Genomic DNA, 24,685 nt, shown 5'->3' on the forward strand with positions numbered 1-24,685 from the left:
CGGCCTAGTCCGCGAGGTGGTTCAGGAGTAACCGATTGAATTCGGTCGGTGCCTCTTGATGCACGAAGTGGCCTGAGCCGGCAACAGTTTGATAATCCATCTGGGGTGCCCAGCGGCGACTGTCGGCCATGAGGGAGTCCAGGATGTAGTGGTCGTCTCGGCCACGTACGGCGAGGACGGGAATCGACAGCGCCTTGTCCATCAGGTTGAGGAAACGCCAACCGTCCGTGCGGAATTGGGAGCGGAACGCCCAACGGCGGTACTCCAGGCTGCAATGTGCGACGCCGGGGATTTGGATGGCGAGGCGGTTGTTCTTAATCGCGGCGCTGAAATCGTCCGTCTCCCGCCACGCGTCCCCGGCACGTTCCCGGAAATACTCGTCAATGAAGACCCCATCGCTGCGGGTGAGTCGGCGTTCGCCGATGCGCGGCAGTTGGTTGTGCAGGAATGGTCCCAGAAAAGCCGACCGCTCCTCGGTGTTGAAGAGAACCCCGTTCTTCAGGGCCTGCGGATGCGGTGACGACAGCACGGTGACCCGATCGACCACCGTCGGATGCAGCGTGGCCGTTGCCCAACAGACCAGACCGCCGTCGGCGTGCCCCACGAGCGAGGCACTGGCATGCCCAAGCGCACGTATCAGTGCGTAGGTGTCACCGGCGAGCGTCCAACCGTCATAGCCGCGCGGAGGCTTGTCTGAGTCGCCGTATCCACGGAGATCGACGGCGACCGCGCGGTACCCGGCGTCGGTGAGCGCGCTGAGCTGGTGCCGCCACGACCACCAGAACTCACCGAACCCGTGCAGCATCAGCACCAGTGGACGGTCGGCAATCCCATGTTCGGTTTCGACCGCATGGAAGCGCAGGCCGTTGGCGCGGACATCGAAATGCCGCCACGGTCCGTCGAAGCGGACGAGCGTTGGGTCCGGGGGTGGGCTAGTCACAACGGCGCGCGAGGAGGGCGATCAACGGTGCATTGGATCGCGGGCCGGTGGAATCTGCGGGTGAGCCATGCCGCCGGTCGGAGCCTGTTGGCGTCCGGGGATCACGGTGGCCAACTCGTTTACCGATTCGATCGTCTTCTCCGGTGCCTTGAGTTTCTTCAAGAACATGTAGCCGACGATGATCAGGATGATCGACACGACCAGGAGTAGCAGGAAGACGATGCCGAATGCAGCCCAGGTGGGCAGCCACACGGCGAGCAGGAAACCGAGGAAGACGAAGAAGAACAGGCTCGCGTACAGCAGCAGGGCCGCGGCGACGATCATCATGCCGCTGCCTGCGCCAGCCTTCTTGGCCTCTTGGACAAGTTCGGTCTTCGCGAGCTTGATCTCAGCGCGAACGAGCGTTGATGCGCTAGCGGTCGCGTCCTTGACCAGATTGCCGATCGTCGGTTCGCCGTTGCGTCCGAGGTTCGCATCCGACATGGGAATCGATGGAACGCGAGGAGCCTCGCCCGGGTTGCTCGGCCAGGTGTCGGAATTACCGCTCACGAAAACTCCCTCTTACAGATCGGTGGTCGGTCTCATGTTGCCACGTTGGGTGGCGGTGATGAAACGCCCGCCACCCTTGAAAAGGTGGCGGGCGCTTTTCACGACGAGATTAGCCGTGCGATGCGATCAGTTCTGGCGACTGCGGATCGCTTCGAAGACGGACGGGTCGACGAGCGTCGACGTGTCGCCGAGTTCGCGGCCTTCGGCGACATCCTTGAGGAGACGGCGCATGATCTTGCCCGAACGGGTCTTGGGCAATTCCGGAACGATATTGATTTCGCGGGGCTTGGCGATGGGGGAGATGTCGGTCGCCACCTGGTTGCGCAACTCGGTGATCAACGCGTCGCCGGCGTTCTCCGCGCCTTCCATCAGGATCACGAAGGCCACGATGCCCTGGCCGGTGGTTTCGTCGGCGGCACCGATGACAGCGGCCTCCGCCACCGAAGTGTGTGCCACGAGAGCGGATTCGACCTCAGAGGTGGAGATGCGGTGGCCGGACACGTTCATGACATCGTCTACTCGGCCAAGGACCCACAGTGCGTGGTCTTCGTCGTAGCGTGCGCCGTCGCCGGCGAAGTACCAGCCCTGCTCGGCAAAGCGCGACCAGTAGGTGTCCTTGAATCGTTCTTCGTCGCCCCAAATGCCACGCAGCATCCCCGGCCACGGCTTGTCGAGGACGAGGTAGCCCTGCTCCCCGTCGGCGACGTTGTTGCCGTTGTCGTCGACGATGTTGGCGCTGATGCCGGGCAACGGTCGCATTGCCGAGCCCGGTTTGGTTGCGGTGACGCCGGGCAGCGGGGAGATCATGATGCCGCCGGTCTCGGTCTGCCACCAGGTGTCGACGATGGGGCACTTACCGTGGCCGATGACCTCGTTGTACCAACGCCAGGCTTCCGGGTTGATCGGCTCACCGACGCTGCCGAGGAGGCGCAGGCTCGAAAGGTCGTGGGTGTCGGGGATGTCCCGGCCCCACTTCATGAACGTACGAATCAGGGTCGGCGCGATGTAATAGGTGGTGACGCCATACTTTTCGATGATCTGGAAGTGCCGGTGCTCGTCGGGGGTGTTGGGGGTGCCCTCATAGATCACTTCGGTGGCGCCATTCGAGAGCGGGCCGTAGACAAGGTATGAGTGACCGGTGACCCAACCGATGTCAGCGCCGCACCAGAAGACGTCGCGGCCTTCTTTATGGTCGAAGACATTGTGGAAGGTGTAACTCGCCTGCGTCAGGTAGCCGCCCGACGAATGCACGATGCCCTTGGGCTTACCGGTGGTGCCCGATGTGTACAGCAAGAAGAGTGGATGTTCAGCGTCGAAGGCTTCCGGCTCATGGTGCGGCGAAGCCTCGGCCACGGTGTCTTCCCACCAGACGTCGCGTCCCTCAACCCAATTGAGGTTGTCTTCGTGGTTGGTGCGGCGCACCACGATGACCTTTTCGACCGACGGTGCCGCATTGGCGCCGGTGCCGAGGGCTTCGTCGACGGCATCCTTCAGCGGAGCGGGCTTGCCACGTCGATACTGGCCATCGGTAGTGATGACGACCTTCGCTTCGGCGTCGTCGACGCGCGAACGCAGGGCCGCCGCGGAGAACCCGGCGAACACGACCGAGTGCGTGAGGCCCAGGCGCGCGCAGGCCAGCATGGAGATGATGGCTTCCGGAACCATCGGCATGTAGATGGCGACGCGGTCGCCGGTCTGCAACCCGATGGCGGTGAAGTAGTTCGCAGCACGAGACACTTCGTCTTGCAACTGGCGGTACGTGATGTCGCGGGAATCGCCGGGCTCGCCGACCCAATGGATCGCGACGCGATCGCCCTTACCTGCGAGGACATGGCGGTCGACACAGTTGTATGCGACGTTGAGCTTTCCACCCACGAACCACTTCGCGAACGGGGCATTCGACCAGTCGAGGACCTCGCCGAACGGGGTATCCCAGTCGAGGCGATGTGCCTGCTCGGCCCAGAACCCGAGCGGATCGGCCTCAGCGCGGCTGTACATCTCAGCCGTTGCGTTCGCGTTGGCGGCGAATTCTTCAGACGGCGGGAACACTGTGGGGGCGCTGGAGGTCATCGTCGAAAGCCTTTCCGTTGACGGATGATTTTGTTCTGTTGTGAACGTAGTCACTTTGGATACCAAGTGTGATGTCGGGACGGTTGCATGCGGGTTGCGAGCGATGAACGGTCAGTAGTCAGCGATCTGCGGCAGGCGCTCGTGCGGGCCGTTCCGAGTTCGAGACTAGGCTTGCTCGGGTGAGTCAAGATCCGTTGGCACCCCTGCTCGAACTCCCCGGTGTGCGTGAAGCTTCCGATAAGGCACGAGAAGCCGTTGGTGCCGCCCATCGGCATCCGATCAACATGCGGCAGTGGGACAAAACGTCTCGGGAGGCCTCGTGGCGTGCGGGACGATCGTCGGCCGCTATTGACGGTGGCACCACCGACATCTCTCGAGAAGACCTCGGTGACCCGATCGCAGCCGGGGCGATTCGCGTTGCGCAGTCCCTCGACAGTGACTCGCTCGACCAAGCCGTTACCGTGTTTCGTCGCGCGCCGGCGCAGTCGTTGGCAAGGCTGCACACCCTGGCTGCGTCGGACCTGCTGGAGGACAAGGACCTGCTGGGGCGGCCAAGGTCGGAGCCGCACATTGCGCAACGACTGGACTTCCTGGGCCAGTTGATCACCGGTGGTACTTCGGTGCCCGCGCCCGTTCTGGCTGCGGTGGTACATGGAGACCTGTTGGTGTTGCAGCCCTTCGTCGGCGCAAACGGCGTGGTCGCGCGCGCGACGTCGCGCTTGGTGTCGGCAACGACGGGCTTGGACCCGCACCTGCTGGGGGTGCCGGAAGTGTTCTGGCTGAGCAAGGTGGGGCAGTACAAGGAACTGTCGGATCACTTCGCGACCGGAGAGCCGGAGGCCCTGGCGAACTGGATCATCTTCTGCTGCGACGGCTTAGAAGCCGGAGCCAAGGAAGCCCTGTCGATCGCGGAGGCTGCCCGCGGATAGGTCGGCACACATATTTGCGGGCGGCCTCCCGACTGAAGGTTCAGTCGGATTGCCGCCCGCAAGCACGGACTTCAGGCTACCAATGCGTGCATATGTGGGTTGTGGGATCGCCTCGGCGATGAGGAGCTTGCATCTCGTCGTGACTCGAAGGCAGGTAACTCGGTCCTGCGCGGGTCGCGAATAATGCCCGCTGGTTCGCAGGCGCACAACGCTTTTGCCATTCAGAGCGGCGCGCTCCGCGTGGGTGCTTGCCGTCCGTGCTGGAGCTTGCCGATCCGGGGACTTCTACCCTTCTCTTCCGGGAGAAGCTTTGCCGTCCGGGGCTCCGTACCTCCATTTGTACATGGTGATGACGATCACATCAAGGGTTTCTTCAAAAATCTTTTGTGCCTGCTGACCTGGCACTTTGTGAATGTCGGAGTTGGTAAGCGACGGCCATGGCCGCTGCGGCCCCGATTGCTGTGGCGCACAATGCCGTTCGCGTGACGGCAGGCTTTGTGGCCCACGCGGCGGAAGGTAGGGGGTCGGGGAAATCCAAGATTTCCCAACCATTTTCGGCTGCGTGCCGGCGCAAAACCCGGTCGGGGTTGACGACTGCCGGGTGGCCGACCGCCTTCAGCATGGGCAGGTCGGTGCTCGAATCGGAGTAGGCAAAACACTGGGCGAGGTCGTAGCCGCGTTCGTCGGCGAGTTCCCTGATGGCGACCGACTTGTTCTCGCCGTAGCAGTAAAAATCCAGGGCCCCCGAGTAGTGCCCATCTTCGACGTGCATGATGCTCGCGCGAACGCAGTCGACTCCGAGTAGGGCTCCGATGGGTTCGACCATCTCGATACCCGAGGCGGAGATCAGGGCGACGTCGTGCCCGGCCTTCTTGTGCTCGGCGATCAGTGCGGCGGCTTCACTAAAGATGACCGGCCGGACTACCTCGTCGAGCGTTTCGGACACGATTTCGCGGACCTGGTCGGTGCTCCAGCCGGTGCTCATCTGGATGACGTGCTTGCGGAGTCGCGCGACCTGATCTTCCTCGGCCGAGGCGAGGTGGAACTGCAGTTGTGCGATCGCAGATCGAAGCATTGCGCGGCGCGTCAGCAAGCCGCCTTCGAAGAATGGCTTCGTGAAGGCGAGGGCGCTCGAGCGTGCAATGACGGTTTTGTCGAGGTCGAAAAATGCGGCGATCTGGGTTGATGACGTCGAGGTCACAGTACAAATCCTACGACTAGGGGAGGTTTGCAAAGTGTGACCGAGGATACACTTTGGGGGAGATAGTTGGTGTTGCAATCTTCGCGCGAGCGCGTGTAGATTGTTGGTATCCGGTTTACACCGGTAGCTTTCAGCCCGACCCCCCGGGGCTGAACAGCTGATGACCCCGGCCTCCTCCCCCCTGGCCGGGGTCGTCCTCATTTCTAGGGTGTTTTCGCCCCTACTCTGAATTCTTCCGCACTGGCGTGAGATAGATTCCCTTCATCGTCTCGCATTGTGACCTGGACCGCTGTAGTTTCAGACGGACAGTGTCGCAAGGAGCGCGCTAGAAATATGTCTGGGGATGGAATGAGAACTGTCGGAAGAATTACGCTCGCGCTGTGCGCGGCGTTGCTGGGAGCACTTGCCCTCGTTGCCGCACCAGCACAAGCGGATCCCAAGCTGCCGGAAAACTACAACTTCTTCGGCGGAATCCCGTACGAGTTGCAGCATCCGGGCGGATCGCTGCCGGGGTCCAACGACTTCAACTGCAAGCCGACAGCAGAGCATCCGCGTCCGGTAATTCTGGTTCACGGAACCGGCGGCGCCAAGACCACCAACTGGGGTTCGTACGTGCCCATGCTGAAGAACCGCGGCTACTGCGTGTTCGCTCTCACCTACGGGGCCCTGCCGGGTCTGCCGTTCCCGATGACCGCTGTCGGCGGCATGGATAAAATCCCGGTCAGTGCAGGTCAGCTAGCCAAATTCATCGATCGCGTTCGCAAAGCCACCGGTGCGAAAACTGTCGACATCGTCGGCCACTCGCAGGGTACTTTCATGCCTGCGTACTACATGAAGGCACTTGGGGGAGCGGACAAGGTCACCAAATATGTCTCGCTCGCACCGTTGTGGAAGGGCACCGGGTCCACGAGCCCGTCCATGAAGTGGATGGGCCAGCTGCTCGGCGATGCGCCGATCCCGGTGTGTATCGGCTGCGGCGGCATGCTGCCGGGCTCGGACGTCTACAACAAGATTTGGCGCGGTGGCAGTCCTTACGTGAAGGGTGTCGACTACACCAACATCATGACCAGGTACGACGAGCTCGTCGTCCCATATACCGCCGGTTACGTTCCAGGTCGCAAGGGCGAGAGCGTCAAGAACATCGTCGTCCAGGACTCGTGCTCGCAGGACTACAGCGAGCACATGGCGATCGCGGGCTCTCGTCGGGCCGCGTACATGGTGCTCAACGCGCTCGACCCGGAACATCCGGTGAAGGTGCCATGCGAGTTCGTGCCGCCGTTCACCGGTCAGTCCTGACCGAACCACGGGCACGCCAGCGCATGCCGGAGCCTGTGGATAACGCAGTTTCCTAGCCGGGACCAGTAGCGCATTCTCAGTTCATGAGTGATGCGCTACTGGTCCTTTCTGGTGAAGAACTGCTCGATGACCTCGCGCGATGCAGTGCTGCAGCCGGGTACACGATGGTGGTCGCAGACCCGGCTCGCTGCAGGCACCAATGGCTACGGGCCAGCGCGGTCGTCGCAGATCGGGCGGCGTTGGAGGTCCTGGGCCACATCGAACTGCCCAATCGTCCCGGGCTGTTCGCGGTCGGCACGGCTGGCGACGACGGCGAACTCTGGCGCGCTGGCTTGAGCCTCGGTGCGGCCGGCGGATTTGTTCTACCCGACGAAGAAGAAGCGCTGGTTGCCGCCCTTTCCCGCGTGCGGGAACCGCGGAGTCGATCGGCGGGCACCATCGCGGTGATCGGCGGTCACGGTGGAGCGGGGGCCAGCACGCTGGCGGCGGCGATCGCTCTAACCGCGGCGCAGACGTCCACGGTGCTGCTGCTCGACGTCGACCAAGCCGGGGCGGGCGCGGACCTCCTCCTGGGAATTGAAGCCGAGCCAGGTCTGCGATGGTCGGAGGTCAACGGCGAGACCGGTGCCATCGGCGGGGCCGCGCTCCGTGCGGCGGTTCCGCGGTCGCGCGGTGTTGGAGTGCTGGCCTGTGCGCGAGACGATCCGCAACCGCTGCGCCCCGACACGGTTGTCGCGGCTCTCGATGCCGCGCGGGGTGCCGGCGACGTGGTCGTTGCCGATGTAGGCCGCGAACCCGGACCGGTTACATCAGGCGTCCTCGATTCGATGGATGTCTTGATCGTGATCAGCACGGCAACAGTGCCGGGCGTCGCGGCCACGAGGAGAACTGTTGCTCGGCTGCTCGGTGAGCGGGAGCCACGTCTCGTTGTGCGCGGGCCAGCGCCGGGTGGCTTGCAAGCTGACGAAATCGCGCGGTCGATAGGGGTGCCGCTGCTCTGCGGATTACGGCCCGACCCGCGATTGCCCGCTCGATGCGAATCGGGAGGCCTGGCGTTGGGGAGATTCTCGCCCTTGGCGCGGGCGGCGAACACTATCTGCGATCTAGCGCGAGTGGGTCGACGATGACCGGCGCTGATCCGGCGCTCCTCGATCGCGTTCGGCAGCGCCTGGCTGCCGACACTCACGGCACAGCGGCGGCACCCGACCCGGCGACGATCGCCGAGGCGATCCGGGCCGAATCCGGGGGCCTCCTCGGCGACACCGATCTTCTTGCGGCCCTGCGCTATCTGCAAACCGAGATGGTGGGCGTCGGCAGGTTAGAAGGCCTGCTCGCCGATCCGGCCGTCACCGATGTGCTGGTGGTGGGGCCCGATCGCGTCTGGGCCGACCGCGGCGGCGGATTGGAACTGACCGGAGTGTGCTTCGACGACGAAGCCGGGGTCCGCAGGCTTGCCGTGCGGTTGGCGCTCGGGGCGGGCCGTCGTCTCGACGATGCGCAACCGTGGGTCGACGGCCGGTTGACGGGGGTGGGACGCAACGGTTTTCATGTCCGACTGCACGCGCTGATCCCGCCCCTAGCCCAGGACGGTACGTGCATTTCGTTGCGGGTTCTGCGTGGGGCCACGCACAATTTCGCATCCCTTGTCGCTCGCGGATCGATTGCTGCGGAAGTCGCCGACATGGTGGCCGAGGTGGTGGGTGCGAGGCTTGCCTTCCTCGTAGTTGGTGGAACCGGGGCAGGCAAGACAACTGTGCTGAATAGCCTGCTGGGCTTGGTCGAAGCCGAGCACCGCATCCTCTGTGTGGAGGATGCGCCGGAACTGGCACCCGATCATCCGCACGTTGTGCGGCTGGTGGCACGGGCCGCCAACGTTGAAGGCGTCGGGGAGGTGACGGTGCGAACGTTGGTGCGGCAAGCCCTCCGGATGCGGCCGGACCGAATCGTGGTGGGCGAGGTTCGCGGTGCGGAAGTGATCGACTTGCTGACCGCGCTCAACACCGGGCACGACGGTTGCGCAGGCACCTTGCATGCCAACTCGATCAGCGAAGTCCCAGCCCGAATGGAGGCCCTCGCGGCGCTCGGCGGGATGGGCCGAACCGCGTTGCACAGCCAGTTGGGCCCGGCCATCTTATCTGTAACTTGGTTACGGTGTATCTGACTGTGAATCACATGACGGTTTAGATTGTGGGTGACACCCCTCCAGTCGGGTGTACCCGTCGATAGGGCTTACGTGGGCGTCGAGGACCGGCGTGGAGTCGTTTGAGATTGGCAGTCGGGGGCCAGCAGAGGATTGGTTCCGTGATTCATCCGGTAAGTCGTTCCCGATGTCACACCCGGGCGAACTCTCCGGGAGTTCCCTGATGCGGTTGCCGGGTCTGGGATGCTGCAATCGAGGTATGCATGTGGGCGAGCAGGTATTGGTGAGTATTTCTCGGCAACTTGGGCGACCTGCCGGGATTCGCGGTCGAATCGTTGGCCGGGTAGTGAATCGACGCAATCGTGAACCTATCGCTGCCGCGGTGGAGGCTGCTGGAATCCGGGCGGGTCAAGTAGTCGCCGATGTCGGGTTCGGTGGTGGTGTCGGATTAGGGTTGTTGCTTGATCGTGTAGGGCAATCGGGCATGGTGCACGGATTCGAGATCTCCACAACGATGATCGACGGCGCACAGAGACGCTTCCGTCGCGAGGTCCAAACGCGGAGACTGTCACTGACTGCCGCGCCGATGGAGGCATTACCTGTTCCGGACGCTTCGATTGACGCGTTGATCAGCACAAATACGATCTACTTCATCGATGATGTGTTCGCCGCATTCAGTGAGCTCAATCGGATTCTCGCTGGCAACGGCTGCGCCGTTCTCGGCATCGCAGATCCGGATGCTTTGCGAGCGATGCCGTTCACGCAGTACGGGTTTCATGTCCGGGAGTTCGATGCGATTGTCGACGAACTCCAGCGAGCCGGCCTGCATGTCGAGGAGCGGATCCGCGCCGGCAGTGTCGACTTTCCCTACTGGTTACTCGTCGCACGCAAGTCGGGTGTCCGGTAGCGGTTTTCGATGGCTCCGCTGCCTGGGTGCGCCTGACCGCCTCACTGTGCGGTCCGGCTCGCCCCGCAGCTTCGGGTAGGCGACGTCGCTGAAGGAAACTCGTGGCGGACAACAGCATCAATGCTGTTCAGTCCAGGGCGGTGTGACGTGGGGAAGGCATCTTGGGCCGTGACGACCGAATGCCTGAAGTTGTCGGCCTGTGCCCCGGTCGGTGCAGGCGAGACTCGGTCTGCCACGGTCGGCGGGCGTACTGTTGGATCGACGGTGAATGAGGTGTAGCGATGATGTTCTCTAACGGCGGCCACATGGGCAGTTTCGGGCACGGTTGGATGCTGCTCGTACTGATCGCAGTCTGGGCGTTGATCGCCGTCGGAATCACTCTGGCGATCCGTTCGTCGATACGCGCCTCTTCAAAGCTGGACCCCGAGTCTGTCCTCGGCCAGCGTTTGGCGTGCGGGGAGATTTCGGACGTGGACTACACGCGGATGGTTCGGCTGATTCGCGACGACCCCCAGGGGCCTCCAAACTGGTGAGAGCCGACCAGTCGGCGCAGTGGTCAGGCCTGTGGGGCTGGTGATAGTTCCCGTTGAACAGTGAGCCAGGACATGCCGTTGTGCGTGTTCCAATGCTGGCGACGGTGAGGGGCCACATTCGTATCGTCAGCATCGGTTCAAGGTTTCCTCAAGATCGTCCGCGAGGGTCGCTACCCGGCGCGTCGGAGACGACTCTGGGAGTGGACGTCCGCGATACATGCTCGCGGATTCAGTGCGGACCAGAAAGGCTGATCAGGATGGTTGAGGTTTCGAGGCGATCGGTGCTCATCGGAGGGTTGGCGGCGCTGGGGGTCGGGGTACTCGGCGCGTGCAGCCCGGACCGCCCTCAACGCCCTGAGTCGTCGCCGTTGCCGGGACCACCGTTGCAGGCGTCGCCGAAGCCGGGGCAGAAGGTGGTGGAGGCGTCTTTGACGGCCCGACCGGTGGCTGTCGACCTCGGTGCGGGCATTATCGCGAACACCTGGGCCTACGGCGACGAGGTTCCCGGGCGAGTGGTTCGCGCCACTGCGGGCGACTTCCTGCGAGTCAACGTCGACAACCAACTTCCTGCGCCGACGACCGTTCACTGGCACGGCATCCGACTTCGCAACGAAGCCGACGGAGTCCCAGACGTCACGCAGCAGGCGATCGCACCCGGAAACCGGTTCGTGTACGCCTTCACGGCCCCCGATGCTGGGACGCACTTCTTCCACCCCCACGTCGGGGCACAGCTCGATCGAGGTCTGTACGCGCCGATCATCATCGATGATCCGGCCGATGCGGGCGACTACGACGCGGAATGGATCGTCGTCCTCGACGACTGGACGGACGGGGTCGGGAAGAGCCCCGATCAGATTCTGGCCGACTTTCAGGCCGATTCCGGACCGTTGAAGTCGGGCATGGGCGGGATGGATCACTCGTCGATGCCGGGAATGAACCACGGCAATTCGTCGCTGGGTGACGCCGGAGACGTCGCCTACCCGCACTATCTCATCAACGGCAGGGTTCCGGAGGCGCCGACCGAGTTCCGCTGCCGACCGGGTCAACGAGTCCGGGTGCGACTGATCAACGCGGCATCGGACACGGTCTTCAAGGTCGCACTCGCCGACCACACGATGACGGTGACGCACAGTGACGGACATCGGGTCAACGACAAGCAGACCGGAGCCCTGTACGTCGCGATGGGTGAGCGCTACGACGTGACCATCACCGCCGGAGATGGCGTGTTCCCGCTTGTCGCGGCGGCCGAAGGCAAGAGTGGCCAAGCCTTGGCGCTCCTGCGGACAGCTTCGGGACAGGCCCCGCCGAGCACCATCCGCCCGCGCGAACTCGAGGGTCCAGTACTTCTTGGCGCCGATGACCTGGCCGCGGCGGAATCGGCACGATTGCCCGACCGCGATCCCGACACCACACTCAAAGTCACTTTGAACGGGCAGATGTCGCCGTTTGCCTGGGGGATCAACGGCAAGAAGTACGGCCAGGACACACCGCTGACTGTCCGGCCCGGCCAGCGGCTGCGAATGCAGATCACGAACTCGACGATGATGGTGCATCCGATGCACATCCACGGCCACACCTGGTCGCTGCCCGACCGATCGGGTTTGCGCAAGGATACGGTGCTGATCCGTCCGATGGGCCGCGTCAACGTCGACCTCGACGCCGACAACCCCGGCGCCTGGGCTCTGCACTGCCACAACATCTATCACATGGAGACGGGCATGATGACCACTCTCCGATACGCGTAGACGCACCAGCCCTGCGGCACCTAGACCGGTACATCGCGGGCCGACTGAGACACCTCGATCACCCCATCTACTAAGCTGCTTAGTAGATGGGGTGGTTTCGCCCCTCGCGGTCGCGTTCTGTGCACACGAGAGGTCGTATCCCATGGTCAAATTCCCTAGAGGCGGTACTGCCGCCTTCCTTCTTGCTGCCGTCCTGATCATCGCAGGGTGTTCGCAGCCATCCCGGGATCTGGTGGCCGATCCGTCGGTTGCGTCGGCCGCGCCGTCGATCGAGCTCACCCCCGACGACGGGGCGAGCGGAGTCGATCCCCTTGCCCCGGTCGTGGCCACTGTGCGCGGCGGCACCCTGGAGAACGTGACGCTCGTCAACGATGGGGGGCGGCCTGTCGTCGGCATCATGACACCGGACCGCTCCTCCTGGAAGGTCGGTGAACCGCTCGGTTATGGCCGGACGTACACCGTGACCGCCACGGCTCGCGGCGGCGGACAGCGCGCCTCGCGCACCGGGTCGTTCACCACGCTCACCCCCGACAATCAGGCCGGCGTCACCCTGCAGACGACCGGCGGCACGCCACTGTCGACCGGAGGGACCTACGGCGTCGGAATCGTCATCGTTGCTCACTTCGACGAGCCGATTGGTGACCGCGCCGCAGCCGAGCGGCGACTGTCGGTCCGCACCACGCCCGGAGTCGAGGGCTCCTGGTACTGGCTCGACGACCAGAACGCTCACTGGCGGCCGCGCGAGTACTACCGTCCTGGCACCGAGGTCACCGTTGAGGCGCGGATCTACGGCGCCGACCTCGGCGGCGGCCTCTACGGTCAAGAAGATGCCGAGGCGACTTTCACGATCGGTGACTCGCACGTAGCGATCGCCGACGATCGCACCAAGCAGGTCAAGGTGTACGAGAACGGCAACCTCGTCCGCACGATGCCGACCTCGATGGGGATGGGTGGCACTGAGGTCATCGGGGGCACCGAGATCAGCTTCTGGACTCAGCGTGGCATCTATACGGTGCTGGATAAGGCGAATCCGGTCGTCATGGACTCGTCCACCTACGGTCTGCCGATCAACTCCAGGCTCGGCTACAAGCAAACCATCGCCTACGCCACGAGGATCAGCACCGACGGTGTCTATCTGCATCAACTGGACGAGACCGTCTGGGCGCAAGGAAACACGAATCTCTCGCATGGCTGCCTCAACCTCAACGGCGCCAACGCCCGCTGGTTCTACCAGTTCTCGATCCCGGGCGACGTCGTCGAGGTCCGCAACACCGGCGGGGCGCCGCTGGAGCTCTGGCAGAACGGCGACTGGGGCGTGCCCTGGGAGCAATGGCGAGCAGGCAGTGCGCTGGCCTGATCAGAACTCCTGCGAGACGATCACGAATAGATCTCACTCCCGCAACGATCTACTAAGGCGCTTAGTAGATCATTGGGTCGACATCGACGGCGTTGCAGCCCGCGCTGACATCGACCTGTCGACCGCGCTGACCTCCATGTTCTGCGATTGAAGGCGGCCCGCACACGCATTGCCCATTCCGTCGAATGTCCGGTTTGGTGCTGGTGGTGCCAGTGGTGCGCAAGTGTCATAGTGGCGTCCATGACTAGAGATCCCCTCGTCGGACTCACCTCCTCGCCATCATCGGCAACGCTCGCACCTCGGGTGCGGCACTGGGTGGGCACCGCCCCTGTCGCTCTTGGTCTGGCCGCGGCGGTTGCGGCGGGGACGCTGAGTCCAGCGCCCGCCGTGGCTGAGACCGCCAACGGTGTTGACGGTCACGTCGTGGTCGAGCTGGCGGCCATCGTTAAAGACAGCGTGCGGGCCGTGGCCGGACCTGACGGACTGGTGAAGCTGCTGGCCCCGATGGCCACCGTGACCTCATGTCTGACCGTCTCTGCCGAGACCGACCCCGCCGCAGGCGATCGGGTCGGAGCTCTGGGGTGCTTCGCGGCCGCCGGGACTGCCTTCGGTGGGCAGGCGCCATTGATCCTCGACGCGGTCCCTGTGGGGCGCCTACTGGCGACACTCGCTGCCGCGGTCGCGCCGCACGACCCGTCGATTTCGCACGGGGGATCCTCCGATCACCTCGCCCCGGACGGCGCCCGCCCCGCTCCCGGGCAGACTGCGGCCACCCCCACCCCCGGCGGTGTCCTGACCTCCACGTTCGGTGACGGTCGCGGTCATCAGGGCATCGACATCGGCAACCGCCTGGGAGCGCCCATCCTGGCGGTCGAGGACGGCGAGGTCATCAACTCAGGGCCTGCGGAGGGGTTCGGCCTGTGGATCCGTATCCGTCACGCGGACGGTGCTGTCACGACCTACGGTCACAACGATCAGAATTCGGTCAACGTCGGCGACCGTGTGCGTATGAGTCAGCAGATCGGCACTGTCGGCAGCCGCGGGGTGTCGAGCGGGCCGCACGTGCACTTCGAGGTCGCCGACCCCGCCGGGACGGCGATCGATCCGCTGCCGTGGCTGCAGGCCCGCGGCGTCACCATCGCCACCGAGGCATCGCCGCCGCCGACTGCGACGCCTCCGGACGTGTCGGTGCTGGCTCGGGGGCAGGTGCGCGACCGCCGACACTGACCTACTATGTTGCTTAGTAGATGGAGGGGTTGGCAGTGACGCGAACAAGGGTCAGTCATCGACTCGCCGTGGCGGTCGGCGTTCTCGCAGCAGTCCTCAGCGGTGCAATGATCTTGGTCTATGCCGAGACCGTTGACTTGCGAGGGCGCCCGCATGCGCACCGCCTCGGCTGGCCGCCGACCTGGCATTGGGTGTGGGCGGCAATAGTAGCGGCGATCGTGGCGCTCGCCGCGCGAGCGCTGCTGCGGCGACTGGTATTCACCGCGCACGTTCGCCGTGATTCGACGACTGCCGACCCGGCGGACGAGACCGACTCGACTCGACGGGCCGAGACACAGATGCTGACCAAGACAAGAAGGAGTGGCCATGCTGCGTGAGTGGTCCCTGGTGCGCTGGGTGGTGGCAGCAGTCACGGCCATCGCGATCGGATTGGCCGTCGGTATTCCGTCCGGACTGATCGACACGCCGTGGTATTCACGCATGACGCCGACCCTGTGGTGGAACTACCCGATTTGGCTGGCGACCGCGGTGTTGGGCGGCCTGATCGCGGCCACCTACATTCAAGCCCGGACGGCGCCGCGGATGGAGAAGAAACTCTGGGCGACGGTCGGTTCGGCGTTGGCTGTCGGATGCCCGGTGTGCAACAAGGTGGTGGTCGCGGTCGTCGGTGTCAGTGGAGCATTGACCGTCTGGGCGCCGTTGCAGCCGATCCTGGCTGTGGTGTCCGTGGCATTGTTGGGTTGGGCCCTGCAGCGACGGCTGCAGGGCGAACGGCGATGCGCGGTCGCGGCCTGACTGCGCGGTTTGCCGCAGTCAGTGCAGTGGCGTGAGGGAAAGGTGTGCGATGCACGGTCTGGGCGAGCTGGAGGCACGCATCATGGAGGTCTTCTGGCGCGATGACGCGGACAAACGTGTCCGCGACGTGCTCGAAGGGCTGGACGCGGAGCGCGAACCCGCGTACACGACGGTGATGACGGTGATGGACAACCTGTACCAGAAGGGGTGGCTGGGACGCGACCGGCGCGGCCGGGCGTACTGGTATCACTCGCTCAAGTCGCGTGAGCAGACCGTCAGCGATGCCTTGCGTGCGGTGCTGGCCGACGCCGGCGACCCGTCTGGGGCGCTGCTGCATTTCGTGCGGCACGCCTCCGACCAGGAAAGCGCAGCAATCGCTCAGGGCCTGCGGGAACGGGACTGACGCGGTGGTCACGGCAGCACTGTTGGGCGTGAGTGCGCTGGCTGCGGCTCTGATCGGTGACCGGGTCCTCGACGTCCTGATCGCGCGTGATCGACTCACGGCCAGGACCCTGCTGCGGGTGTGGGCGGCGCTGACCGCTGGCGTGTTCGTCGCCGCTGCGAGCTCGGTGGCCATCGTCGCCATTCCCGGCCACGCGAGCGTCGTGGGTGGGGTGTTGCAGACCTGCCTGAACGGACTCGACAGTGCGGTCAGCCGCACCCTCGAGTTGGTCGCCGGGCCAGGCGTGTTCGCCCTCGTCCTGGCCGTGTCCGGGTGGCGGGCTGCGGCGTTCTGGCGGACCGCCCGTCGCCGTGACCTCGAGATCGGGGCGCACCACGCACTGCTCGCGCGGTTGCTGAACCCGACGGGCGCCCGGTCGCCACTGTGGCTGCCGACGAGCACACCCATGGCCTACAGCACGCCCGGACGGACCGAGGGCCTGATCGTGGCCAGCGAAGGGCTGCGGCAGCGACTGGACCCGGCGGCGTTGTCGGCGGTGATGGCTCACGAACAGGCGCACGTCCATGGTCACCATCATCTGTTCGTCCGCGTCGCCGACTGTCTCTCGCACGCGGTGCCCTGGCTACCACTGACTCGGCAGGCGAGTCCCATCGTGCGCGCCCTGGTCGAGTTCGACGCCGACGCACACGCCGCGCATGAGCACGGCGACGCTGCCGTCGTCCGCGCGATCACGCACGTTCACCCGACCGCGCCGGCGGGCGCTCTGGGGATCGCTCGTGACTGCGTCGATCTGCGGTTGCATCGATTGGGCCGTTCCGCCGCTCCCGGCACGCGACCGTCGCGTAGTTCGTCCTACGCTGCCCCGACAGCGGCCGCGATGTTCCCCATTCTGCTATTCCTCGCCGGTCTGGCCACCGTCTTCCTGGCTGCCTGCCCCGCCTGACCCTCCTGGGAACCGGCCGGTGCTCGCCCGGCCCGTCGCATCGATCGTGATCGAGAGTCCGCACGCCGACGCGCACCGTCAGGCCGGGGCCAGGCTCGTTGGGCGCCCGGTCACACGGGCAGGACGACGTCGTTGATCAGCGCCATTCGGACCCAGTCCACGAACACATTCCACAAGCCCGTCACCAACATCACGCCGACACCGACCAGCAGGACGCCCCCGACGATCTGAATGGTGCGGGCGTGGCGGCGGAGGAAGCCAAGGCTGCGGACGGCCCATGCCGATGAGAACGCCAGGACCACGAACGGGACACCGAGGCCGAAGCAGTACGCGACGACCATCAGCGCGCCGCGGAACGGCGCGTCGCCGTTCGTGCTGATCGCTAGCCCGATGACGGCACCGAGGGTGGCACTGCTGCACGGTATCCACCCGATGGCGAACACGGCCCCCAGCAGCGGCGCGCCGACCATACCGGTGCGGCGGTGAGGCGTCATGCGGCGTTCTCGCCGGAAGAACGGAACCACGCCGACGAATACCAAGCCCATCACGATGGTCACGACCCCGCCGACGCGTTGCATCACTGCCAGGCGGGCCTGATCGAGGAAGACCGAGGTCACACCGAACAGCGCCACCGTGGCCAGGACGTAGACGAGCGTGAAGCCCAGGACGAACAGCCCTGCCGCGGCAACCACCCGCCACCGGCCGGACTTGGGGCCCTCACCGACCTGGACGGCGGGAGCTTCGGCACCGACCAGCCCCGCCAGATACGACAGGTAGCCCGGCACCAGAGGCACCACGCACGGCGAGGCGAAAGAGATGATCCCGACCAGCGCCGCGACACCCAGGCCCAGCAGCAGCGGACCACTGGTGACCGTGGCCGCGAACGTCGTTCCCAGATCCGCCAGAAACCACTGATTCACTGCGGCGCCGCCTTCTCCTCGGCCACCGTCACAACGGCAGCACGCAATTCGGCCTCGGTGATCGCTCGAAGGAACAGCTTCGCTGGGCGGTGCTGGCGGTCGAGGATCAGAGTGGTCGGGACAACACCCACGGGGACTCCGAGTGCGGCAAGGGTGGCGCCGCCGTAGTCGAAGATCGACCGATAGGGCACCTTGCGGTCGGTGGTGAAATCCTGTGCGGTCGAGCGCGAATCACGAAAGTTGATCCCCACGAACTGCACCCCACGGGCGCGGGTGTCGCGGTAGACGTTCTCCAGTGCCTGAAACTCGGTACGGCACGGTGGGCACCACGAAGCCCACACGTTCACCACAACAACGTCACCGCGGTAATCGGCGAGCCGGACAGTTCCCCGGTCGAACAAGTCCTCACCCTCGACCGCGCCGATCGCACGCCGCATGGCGGGCGCGTAGTCGATGACCGTCTGACCGTCAGGGGAGACGAACTGATTGGCGCGCACCGCAGACACGGCATCAGTGCCGGTACCGCACGCGGTCAGCACCGTGGCACCGATGAGCATCGCGCCGACGAGCGCCTGCGCGCGTCGCCGACGGCCACGCGCGCAGTCCGGCATCCTCTCGTCGATCCGGTACCTGTCCTCGGAAATGTGTCCGGGTGCCACACAACCACCTCCATCTACTAAGGAGAGTAGTACTAACTTGCTTAGTAAATGGTGAGAGTGATCGATGCCCGGGTGCTGACGGTGGCCGGCGGCGGACTAACCCGGCTAGCGGTCCAAGACTGCGCGCGTCGTTGATCCTGGATGCAGGTCGAGTCTGCGCAGCAGTTGTGCGTTCAGGGCCACGACGATGGTCGACAACGACATGAGGATCGCGCCCACCGACATCGGCATGACAAATCCGATGGGTGCAAGCACTCCGGCCGCGAGCGGGACGGAGATCAGATTGTAACCGGCCGCCCACCACAGGTTCTGTTTCATCTTGCGGTACGCCGCTCGCGACAGTTCGATCACCGAGAGCACGGAGCGGGGATCGTCGCTGGCCAGGATGACACCGGCCGAGGCGATAGCGACATCAGTACCTGCGCCGATCGCCAGACCGATGTCGGCCTGGGCGAGCGCGGGAGCATCGTTCACCCCGTCTCCGACCATCGCCACCCTGCGACCTTCGGTCTGCAGTTCCTGCACCTTGGCGGCCTTGTCTTCGGGACGGACACCGGCGAAGACACGGTCGATGCCGAGTTCATGAGCAACGGCATTCGCGACAGCTTCAGCGTCACCGGTGATCATCACGACCTCGACGCCCTGCGCATGGAGCGCATCGACAGCCTCGCGTGACTCGCGGCGGATCTCGTCGGCGAGTTTCAATGCGCCGATCAGCCGCCGGTCTTGAATGACATGCAAGATGATCGCCCCGTCCGCACGCCAGCGATCAGCGACAGGCAGTTCGTTGAGGTGTTCTTCGGCGAGCAGGTGCGGGCCCCCGACCCGCACTGTCGTTCCCTCGATCGTCGCGGTGACCCCCACTGCGGGCGATGAGGAGAAATCGCTGCTGGTCGGGACTCTGAGGCTGTGGCGATCGGCGGCGCCGACGATCGCGCGTGCGAGGGGATGCTCGCTGTCGGACTCAGCGGCCGCCGCCAACGCCAGCAACTGATCCTCGTCGACGTCGTCGACGGCAAAGACATCCGTGACAGTGGGTTCGCCCCGGGTGAGCGTGCCGGTCTTGTCGAATAGGACGCTGTCGACCGTCCGCATGCTCTCCAACGCAAGTCGGTCTTTGACGAGTACGCCGCCCCGGGCCGCACGCTCGGTCGCAATCGAGACGACGAGCGGAATCGCTAGGCCCAGAGCGTGCGGGCACGCGATCACCAAGACGGTGATCGTGCGAACCACCGCATCATCGGGCAAGCCGATCGCCGTCCACACAATCGCGGTGATCGCCGCGGCTCCGAGGGCAAACCAGAACAGCCATCCGGCCGCGGTGTCGGCGAGTCGTTGAGCACGAGACGACGAGTTCTGAGCATCGGTGACAAGCCGTTGGATCCCGGCGAGAGTCGTCTCGTCGCCGGTGGCCGTGATCACGATTCGTAGTCCTGAATCGGAAGCGACCGTCCCCGCGGTCACGGTGTCGCCAACACTGCGGGTGACCGTCTGGGACTCACCGGTGACCATCGATTCGTCCATCGCCGCACGCCCCTCGACGATCCGGCCGTCGGCTGGGATGCCCCCGCCGGGGCGAATGACGACGGTGTCGCCGACCTCCAGATCGGCGGGGGCCACGGCCTCGATTTGCCCGTCTCGGACACGTTCTGCTTGGTCGGGCAGAAGCGCGGCCAGGGAGTCCAGGGCCGAGGTGGTCTGGGCCAGCGACCGCATCTCGATCCAGTGGCCCAGCAGCATGATGACGATCAGCAGCGCCAATTCCCACCAGAACTCCAGTTGATGACTGACAAGTCCCAGCGTCGCCGCCCAGGACGCGAAGAACGCCACCGTGATCGCCAGTGCGATCAGAAGCATCATCCCGGGTTTCCGCGTCCGCAGCTCGCTCAGAGCGCCGGCCAGGAACGGCCAGCCGCCCCAGAGGTACATCACGGTGCCGAGCGCGGGCGCGATCCATTCGGCCCAGCCGGGGACCGAGTAGCCGACCAACATCGCGAACATCGGCGAGAAGGCGATTACCGGAACCGCGATGATGAGGTTGATCCAGAACAGTCGGCGAAACTCCCCGACGTGGTCACCGTGCCCACCATGCCCCCCGTGCGCACCGTGGTGGTCCCGGTGCCCACTGTGGTCTCCGTGTCCACTGTCGTGGTCCAGGTGCCCGCTACGCCCGCTGGGGGTGCCATGCTCTCCGTGATGGTCGGCGTGGTCGTTGTGATCTCGACCGTGCTCGCCGTGTTCGTTGTGCCCGCTGTGCGGTGGGTCTGCGACAGCATTGTGGCTCTCAGGCACTGCCGCGTCATGGCGGTCGACGCCGTGTATGGGGGCGCCGCCGACGTCTCGGTGGTGGTGGTGCGCGTGGGGGTCAGTCATCCTGCTGCCTTCCTCATCGTCATTCCCCAGCTGGGTTGGTGACTGTTGAAGTCGTCACCACCCCCGGCTCAAGACGTCGGTTGAATTTCGCTCTCGACGACCCACTTATGGTTGGTCATCTTCATGCCGTCCGCCTCGTAATCGACCATGTAGACGGTCTGGTCGGTGGAGCTGGCGATTGTTGCCTTCGCCCCCTTCATGCCCGTCATGTGATCGGCCTCGAGGGTGACTTCGGTGCCATCGGCCAGACGTCGATCTCCTGCGTTTTTGATCTCCTGTTGGACTACCCACTTGTGATCCTTGACCGGCTGGCCGCCGGTGGTCGGGGTGAAGTTCACCGAGTAGGTGTAGGTGTCGAAGGCGCCGACGATTGTGGCCCGCGCACCGTCCATGCCCGCCATGTGGTCTGCGGTCAGCATGACCTGGCTGCCGATCGGAAACTTGGGTGCTGAGACCGCCTTGATGCCGGCAGGTGCCGGTCCGCCGTCCATCGGGTGGTCCATCGGCGAATCGCTCATTGCTCCGGCACTGCTGGCCATGCTGCCACTGTCATGGCCTTGGTGGTCCTGGCTTTCGCCGGCACTGCAACCGGCCAGAACCAGTACTCCGACGAGTATTCCGGCCGAGACGGCCGTCATGAGAGGCTTGCGCATGTGGTCTCCTATCCACTCTGATCTCACCGAACGACGCACCGGTGTGGTGCATCGCCGTTTTCTCCGTTGTCGGCCGATTGCGCTTTGCTCGGCGGCCGCACAGGGCTGAAGGTGTAAAAGTGCGTTAACCCGCGAACGTCACGCCGACAGCAGGACGCGAGCTGGCGTCCATCAAATCCGCACTGCCGAATAGCCGGCCGCTGTGACTGCGTCGACCACCGCGGCCTCGTCGACGAGGCCGACGGCGGTGACCACGAGCCTGCCGGTCTGCGCGCTCACCTGAGCGTCCTGAACACCCTCTACGGCTGCGACTTCCTCGCGCACCGAGGCCTCGCAATGCCCGCACGTCATGCCTGTTACCTGATACTCGCTCGACGACATGTCTTCCCACCTCTCCAGTTGATACCCCATGGGGGTATGATGTTCCGATGACGATATACCTGCCGCCGGCCGTGATGCAAGAGTGCCGCCGCGCATCGCAGGTCAGGCGACCTGGCGAGAGCTGCCAGGTGTGGGGCGACTCGGTCAGTTGCGGTTGACTACGTCTGCACGTGACCGTTCGGGCGTCTCGGCGGTGTACTGATCAGTGAGACCGAGACGGAGGTGTTCGCTATGATAAACGGCCTCGTCAAGCAGTTGAGCGACGTGGGTGTCATAGAGGCTGTACACAATGCTGCGGCCGTTGCGTACCCCCGTGACCAGGCCCAGGTTCCGTAACAGTCGTAGTTGGTGCGAGACCGCGGACGGCTCCATCTGCACGGCCGCCGCAAGTTCTCCCACAGCCATGGCTCCGCCTTGAAGCTCGGATAAGATCCGCAGCCTGCTCGGAGTCGCCAAAGCCTGCAGGGTGGTGGCGACGCGGTCGGCGGTCGCCGCGTCGAGTGAGGTCGTTGTCTCGCCGCCACTGCCGATCCGGTGTCCCATGATCAACATCATACTTCGCACTACTCACATGAAGAGGTGTTCATATATTCTGATTTGGTGATTGATTCGAACCAGAGAGAGTGACCCGGGATGGACATGGCGACGACACAGGTCGACCAAAGCAGGGGTGCCGCGAGGCGTGGCTATGCCGGGGCGCGGACCCGTCCATGGGACCTTGCCGAGGTCCGATGGGCAGTGGCCGCATTGGTGTTGTTCGTGGCCGGGCTGGCCGCGCAGCTCGGCGGCACGGCGCCGGCAGTGTGGTGGACGCTATATCTGGCCTGCTATGTCGTCGGTGGGTGGGAGTCGGCGCTGTCCGGTCTGCAGGCGTTGCGCGAGAAGACTCTCGACGTCGACCTGCTGATGGTTGTGGCCGCGATCGGTGCTGCCGCGATCGGGCAGGTCACCGACGGTGCCCTGTTGATCGTCATCTTCGCGACTTCCGGCGCCTTGGAGGCCTGGGCGACGGCTCGCACCGAGGATTCGGTGCGCGGACTGCTCGACCTTGCGCCGAGTCGGGCCACGGTCCTTGGCGCCGGCGGGCACGAGCAGATCGTTGACGCCGCGGGGTTGGTCGTTGGCGACGTGATCCGGGTCCGCCCCGGTGAGCGTATCGCCGCCGACGGCACCGTCATCGACGGTGCCAGTGAAGTCGATCAGGCCACCATTACTGGGGAGCCGCTACCGGTGATCAAGCGGGTCGACGACGAGGTCTTCGCCGGTACGGTCAACGGCACCGGCGCACTGACAATCCGCGCTGACCGGCCTGCCGCCGACTCGGTCGTCGCGCGTATTGCGGCGATGGTCGCCGAAGCGTCGCAGACGAAGGCGCGAGCACAGCTGTTCATCGACAAGGTCGAACAGCGGTATTCGATCGGCATGGTGGCCTGCACGCTCCTGGTGTTCGCGATTCCGCTCGCGTTCGGTGCCGAACTGCAGCCGTCTTTGCTGCGAGCGATGACGTTCATGATCGTTGCGTCGCCGTGCGCGGTGGTCTTGGCGACCATGCCGCCGTTGCTGGCCGCCATCGCCAACGCAGGTCGCCGCGGCGTCCTTATCAAATCAGCGGTGGTCATGGAAAATCTGTCGACGATCGACACTGTCGCATTCGACAAGACGGGCACAATCACCTCCGGCCGTCCTGTCCTGGCCACCGTCGACCTCACCGGGCAGGGCCTCGACCTCGGCCACGGCATCGACACGGTCCTCAGCGTCGCCGCAGCCGTCGAGTCACTCAGTGAACACCCACTGGCGGCGGCCATCGTCTCAGCTGCCCATGAGCGAGGGCTATCGGTCCCGCCGGTGGAAGGCTTTGCCGCGCAGCCGGGGAGCGGTGTGACCGGCGTTGTTGGCGGGCACCAGATCGCGGTCGTGTCTCCACACACCTCGGACACCCCCGCGGCGGTCGAGGTCGCCGAACTCGTTGCTGCCGCCGAAACGCGAGGCGACACCGCGGTCATCGTCGTCGACAACGGGGCGGCTATCGCAGTGTTGGCTCTGGGCGACTCGCAACGCGTCGACGCGGCCGCCAGCGTGGTCGCTCTGACTGGCGATGGAGTGAGTACCGTCCTGTTGACCGGTGACAACGCAAAAGCCGCGGAACGCGTCGCGGCCGACGTGGGCATCGTTGACATCCATGCTGAATTGCTCCCGGAGGGCAAAACGGACGCCATTGCCGCCCTGCACGCTGGCGGTCGCACTGTCGCTATGGTCGGCGACGGGGTCAACGACGCGCCCGCGCTCGCTGCGGCCGAGGTTGGGATCGCGATGGGCGGCGCCGGTTCTGATCTGGCGTTGCAGGCTGCCGATGTCGTCGTCGTCCGTGATGATCTGACCGCAGTGCCCTCGGTCCTCGCTTTTGCTCGGCGGGCGCACCGTGTCGTCGTCGCCAACCTCATCATCGCGGCGACGTTCATTGCGGTACTGGTGCTCTGGGACCTGCTCGGCACGCTGCCTCTGCCACTCGGTGTCGCCGGCCACGAAGGGTCCACCATCATCGTCGGGCTCAATGGTCTGCGACTGCTCCGGCGTTCTGCGTGGCCACGAATGATTGGGCACTGATCAGCGGAGCCTCCGAAAAACGGCGGCGAATCAGGCGGCTTGTGTGTGCGACGATGACAT

Annotated in this window: 25 protein-coding genes; 15 read left to right on the forward strand and 10 right to left on the reverse strand. The window is 64.9% G+C overall.

Translation table 11 applies throughout. The annotated features are described in order from the left end of the window. Positions 1–4: 4 nt before the first annotated feature. The 3 genes from WBA38_RS12335 to acs all read right to left on the reverse strand — a co-directional run bounded on the left by WBA38_RS12335 (position 5) and on the right by acs (position 3,559). The gene (locus WBA38_RS12335) at positions 5–940 is read right to left on the reverse strand and encodes an alpha/beta fold hydrolase (RefSeq protein WP_424322821.1); all 936 of its coding nucleotides are present in this window, start codon (positions 938–940) and stop codon (positions 5–7) included. A gap of 21 nt (positions 941–961) precedes the next feature. Further along, positions 962–1,489 (reverse strand): phage holin family protein, encoded by a 528-nt coding sequence (locus tag WBA38_RS12340; protein ID WP_424297551.1) that lies wholly within the window; start codon positions 1,487–1,489, stop codon positions 962–964. Positions 1,490–1,615: 126 nt separating this feature from the next. Further along, positions 1,616–3,559 (reverse strand): acetate--CoA ligase, encoded by a 1,944-nt coding sequence (gene acs, locus WBA38_RS12345; protein WP_424297549.1) that lies wholly within the window; start codon positions 3,557–3,559, stop codon positions 1,616–1,618. A 179-nt stretch (positions 3,560–3,738) separates the two neighbouring features. Between acs and WBA38_RS12350 the strand changes: the two genes are divergently transcribed. Beyond that, the gene (locus WBA38_RS12350) at positions 3,739–4,488 is read left to right on the forward strand and encodes an oxidoreductase (protein ID WP_424297547.1); all 750 of its coding nucleotides are present in this window, start codon (positions 3,739–3,741) and stop codon (positions 4,486–4,488) included. 373 nt (positions 4,489–4,861) lie between these two features. Here the strand turns inward: WBA38_RS12350 and WBA38_RS12355 are convergent, their stop codons facing one another. Next, entirely contained in the window at positions 4,862–5,689 is an 828-nt protein-coding gene (locus WBA38_RS12355) for an HAD family hydrolase (protein WP_424297546.1), read from the reverse strand. Positions 5,690–6,037: 348 nt separating this feature from the next. Here WBA38_RS12355 and WBA38_RS12360 point away from each other — a divergent pair, with 348 nt between their 5' ends. From WBA38_RS12360 to WBA38_RS12415, 12 genes are all read left to right on the forward strand, one after another. After that, positions 6,038–6,985: an esterase/lipase family protein gene (locus WBA38_RS12360; RefSeq protein ID WP_424297544.1), complete on the forward strand. Its 948-nt coding sequence runs from the start codon at positions 6,038–6,040 to the stop codon at positions 6,983–6,985. Between the two features lie 83 nt (positions 6,986–7,068). After that, a complete protein-coding gene (ssd, locus tag WBA38_RS12365; protein ID WP_424297542.1) occupies positions 7,069–8,112 on the forward strand; it encodes a septum site-determining protein Ssd in 1,044 nt (347 codons plus the stop codon). Beyond that, a complete protein-coding gene (locus WBA38_RS12370) occupies positions 8,109–9,146 on the forward strand; it encodes a TadA family conjugal transfer-associated ATPase (protein WP_424297540.1) in 1,038 nt (345 codons plus the stop codon). Before ssd ends, WBA38_RS12370 begins: the two co-directional genes overlap by 4 nt. A gap of 325 nt (positions 9,147–9,471) precedes the next feature. Next, on the forward strand, positions 9,472–10,032 hold the full coding sequence (locus WBA38_RS12375; protein WP_424322822.1) for a class I SAM-dependent methyltransferase: 561 nt from the start codon (positions 9,472–9,474) through the stop codon (positions 10,030–10,032). Positions 10,033–10,313: 281 nt separating this feature from the next. Next, the gene (locus tag WBA38_RS12380) at positions 10,314–10,565 is read left to right on the forward strand and encodes a hypothetical protein (protein ID WP_006898160.1); all 252 of its coding nucleotides are present in this window, start codon (positions 10,314–10,316) and stop codon (positions 10,563–10,565) included. Between the two features lie 257 nt (positions 10,566–10,822). After that, positions 10,823–12,310: a multicopper oxidase family protein gene (locus tag WBA38_RS12385; RefSeq protein WP_006898159.1), complete on the forward strand. Its 1,488-nt coding sequence runs from the start codon at positions 10,823–10,825 to the stop codon at positions 12,308–12,310. 142 nt (positions 12,311–12,452) lie between these two features. Then, a complete protein-coding gene (locus WBA38_RS12390) occupies positions 12,453–13,667 on the forward strand; it encodes a L,D-transpeptidase (protein ID WP_006898158.1) in 1,215 nt (404 codons plus the stop codon). 303 nt (positions 13,668–13,970) lie between these two features. Further along, complete coding sequence (locus WBA38_RS12395) at positions 13,971–14,894, forward strand: M23 family metallopeptidase (RefSeq protein WP_006898157.1); 924 nt, start codon at positions 13,971–13,973, stop codon at positions 14,892–14,894. A 35-nt stretch (positions 14,895–14,929) separates the two neighbouring features. After that, complete coding sequence (locus tag WBA38_RS12400; protein WP_287001276.1) at positions 14,930–15,271, forward strand: hypothetical protein; 342 nt, start codon at positions 14,930–14,932, stop codon at positions 15,269–15,271. Beyond that, positions 15,261–15,689, forward strand: coding sequence for a hypothetical protein (locus WBA38_RS12405; RefSeq protein WP_006898155.1), 429 nt, complete (start codon positions 15,261–15,263; stop codon positions 15,687–15,689). Before WBA38_RS12400 ends, WBA38_RS12405 begins: the two co-directional genes overlap by 11 nt. A 49-nt stretch (positions 15,690–15,738) precedes the next feature. Continuing rightward, the gene (locus tag WBA38_RS12410) at positions 15,739–16,092 is read left to right on the forward strand and encodes a BlaI/MecI/CopY family transcriptional regulator (protein WP_006898154.1); all 354 of its coding nucleotides are present in this window, start codon (positions 15,739–15,741) and stop codon (positions 16,090–16,092) included. Between the two features lie 4 nt (positions 16,093–16,096). Beyond that, entirely contained in the window at positions 16,097–17,035 is a 939-nt protein-coding gene (locus WBA38_RS12415) for a M56 family metallopeptidase (RefSeq protein WP_006898153.1), read from the forward strand. Positions 17,036–17,145: 110 nt separating this feature from the next. On the opposite strand, the gene WBA38_RS12420 is transcribed toward WBA38_RS12415, so the two are convergent. The 3 genes from WBA38_RS12420 to WBA38_RS12430 all read right to left on the reverse strand — a co-directional run bounded on the left by WBA38_RS12420 (position 17,146) and on the right by WBA38_RS12430 (position 20,615). Then, positions 17,146–17,955, reverse strand: a complete 810-nt coding sequence (locus WBA38_RS12420) for a cytochrome c biogenesis CcdA family protein (protein WP_045540370.1) — start codon at positions 17,953–17,955, stop codon at positions 17,146–17,148. Further along, complete coding sequence (locus WBA38_RS12425) at positions 17,952–18,566, reverse strand: TlpA family protein disulfide reductase (protein WP_287001281.1); 615 nt, start codon at positions 18,564–18,566, stop codon at positions 17,952–17,954. The genes WBA38_RS12420 and WBA38_RS12425 overlap by 4 nt, the downstream gene beginning before the upstream one ends. A 153-nt stretch (positions 18,567–18,719) precedes the next feature. After that, entirely contained in the window at positions 18,720–20,615 is a 1,896-nt protein-coding gene (locus WBA38_RS12430) for a heavy metal translocating P-type ATPase (RefSeq protein WP_006898150.1), read from the reverse strand. An 87-nt stretch (positions 20,616–20,702) separates the two neighbouring features. Between WBA38_RS12430 and WBA38_RS12435 the strand changes: the two genes are divergently transcribed. Next, the gene (locus tag WBA38_RS12435) at positions 20,703–21,029 is read left to right on the forward strand and encodes a hypothetical protein (RefSeq protein ID WP_231650302.1); all 327 of its coding nucleotides are present in this window, start codon (positions 20,703–20,705) and stop codon (positions 21,027–21,029) included. A gap of 26 nt (positions 21,030–21,055) precedes the next feature. Here the strand turns inward: WBA38_RS12435 and WBA38_RS12440 are convergent, their stop codons facing one another. The 3 genes from WBA38_RS12440 to WBA38_RS12450 all read right to left on the reverse strand — a co-directional run bounded on the left by WBA38_RS12440 (position 21,056) and on the right by WBA38_RS12450 (position 22,564). Further along, on the reverse strand, positions 21,056–21,640 hold the full coding sequence (locus WBA38_RS12440) for a YdhK family protein (RefSeq protein WP_006898148.1): 585 nt from the start codon (positions 21,638–21,640) through the stop codon (positions 21,056–21,058). A gap of 171 nt (positions 21,641–21,811) precedes the next feature. After that, on the reverse strand, positions 21,812–22,051 hold the full coding sequence (locus tag WBA38_RS12445; RefSeq protein ID WP_006898147.1) for a heavy-metal-associated domain-containing protein: 240 nt from the start codon (positions 22,049–22,051) through the stop codon (positions 21,812–21,814). A gap of 114 nt (positions 22,052–22,165) precedes the next feature. Continuing rightward, positions 22,166–22,564: an ArsR/SmtB family transcription factor gene (locus WBA38_RS12450; RefSeq protein WP_006898146.1), complete on the reverse strand. Its 399-nt coding sequence runs from the start codon at positions 22,562–22,564 to the stop codon at positions 22,166–22,168. A 96-nt stretch (positions 22,565–22,660) separates the two neighbouring features. On the opposite strand from WBA38_RS12450, the gene WBA38_RS12455 reads away from it, so the two are divergent. Continuing rightward, positions 22,661–24,625, forward strand: a complete 1,965-nt coding sequence (locus WBA38_RS12455) for a heavy metal translocating P-type ATPase (RefSeq protein WP_039868140.1) — start codon at positions 22,661–22,663, stop codon at positions 24,623–24,625. The last annotated feature ends 60 nt before the right edge of the window (positions 24,626–24,685 follow it).

This window comes from Gordonia sp. (in: high G+C Gram-positive bacteria) (genome assembly GCF_049647785.1).
Taxonomy (GTDB): domain Bacteria; phylum Actinomycetota; class Actinomycetes; order Mycobacteriales; family Mycobacteriaceae; genus Gordonia.

Bases quoted from the DNA above. Each gene is read 5' to 3' on its own strand.
- WBA38_RS12425 (WP_287001281.1), bottom strand. From the start codon at position 18,566: ATGCCGGACTGCGCGCGTGGCCGTCGGCGACGCGCGCAGGCGCTCGTC.
- WBA38_RS12410 (WP_006898154.1), top strand. From the start codon at position 15,739: ATGCACGGTCTGGGCGAGCTGGAGGCACGCATCATGGAGGTCTTCTGG.
- WBA38_RS12435 (WP_231650302.1), top strand. From the start codon at position 20,703: ATGCCCCCCGTGCGCACCGTGGTGGTCCCGGTGCCCACTGTGGTCTCC.
- WBA38_RS12430 (WP_006898150.1), bottom strand. From the start codon at position 20,615: ATGTTCGCGATGTTGGTCGGCTACTCGGTCCCCGGCTGGGCCGAATGG.
- WBA38_RS12380 (WP_006898160.1), top strand. From the start codon at position 10,314: ATGATGTTCTCTAACGGCGGCCACATGGGCAGTTTCGGGCACGGTTGG.
- WBA38_RS12360 (WP_424297544.1), top strand. From the start codon at position 6,038: ATGAGAACTGTCGGAAGAATTACGCTCGCGCTGTGCGCGGCGTTGCTG.
- ssd (WP_424297542.1), top strand. From the start codon at position 7,069: ATGAGTGATGCGCTACTGGTCCTTTCTGGTGAAGAACTGCTCGATGAC.
- WBA38_RS12450 (WP_006898146.1), bottom strand. From the start codon at position 22,564: ATGGGACACCGGATCGGCAGTGGCGGCGAGACAACGACCTCACTCGAC.
- WBA38_RS12370 (WP_424297540.1), top strand. From the start codon at position 8,109: ATGACCGGCGCTGATCCGGCGCTCCTCGATCGCGTTCGGCAGCGCCTG.
- WBA38_RS12455 (WP_039868140.1), top strand. From the start codon at position 22,661: ATGGCGACGACACAGGTCGACCAAAGCAGGGGTGCCGCGAGGCGTGGC.
- WBA38_RS12390 (WP_006898158.1), top strand. From the start codon at position 12,453: ATGGTCAAATTCCCTAGAGGCGGTACTGCCGCCTTCCTTCTTGCTGCC.
- acs (WP_424297549.1), bottom strand. From the start codon at position 3,559: ATGACCTCCAGCGCCCCCACAGTGTTCCCGCCGTCTGAAGAATTCGCC.
- WBA38_RS12385 (WP_006898159.1), top strand. From the start codon at position 10,823: ATGGTTGAGGTTTCGAGGCGATCGGTGCTCATCGGAGGGTTGGCGGCG.
- WBA38_RS12445 (WP_006898147.1), bottom strand. From the start codon at position 22,051: ATGGGGTATCAACTGGAGAGGTGGGAAGACATGTCGTCGAGCGAGTAT.
- WBA38_RS12405 (WP_006898155.1), top strand. From the start codon at position 15,261: ATGCTGCGTGAGTGGTCCCTGGTGCGCTGGGTGGTGGCAGCAGTCACG.
- WBA38_RS12440 (WP_006898148.1), bottom strand. From the start codon at position 21,640: ATGCGCAAGCCTCTCATGACGGCCGTCTCGGCCGGAATACTCGTCGGA.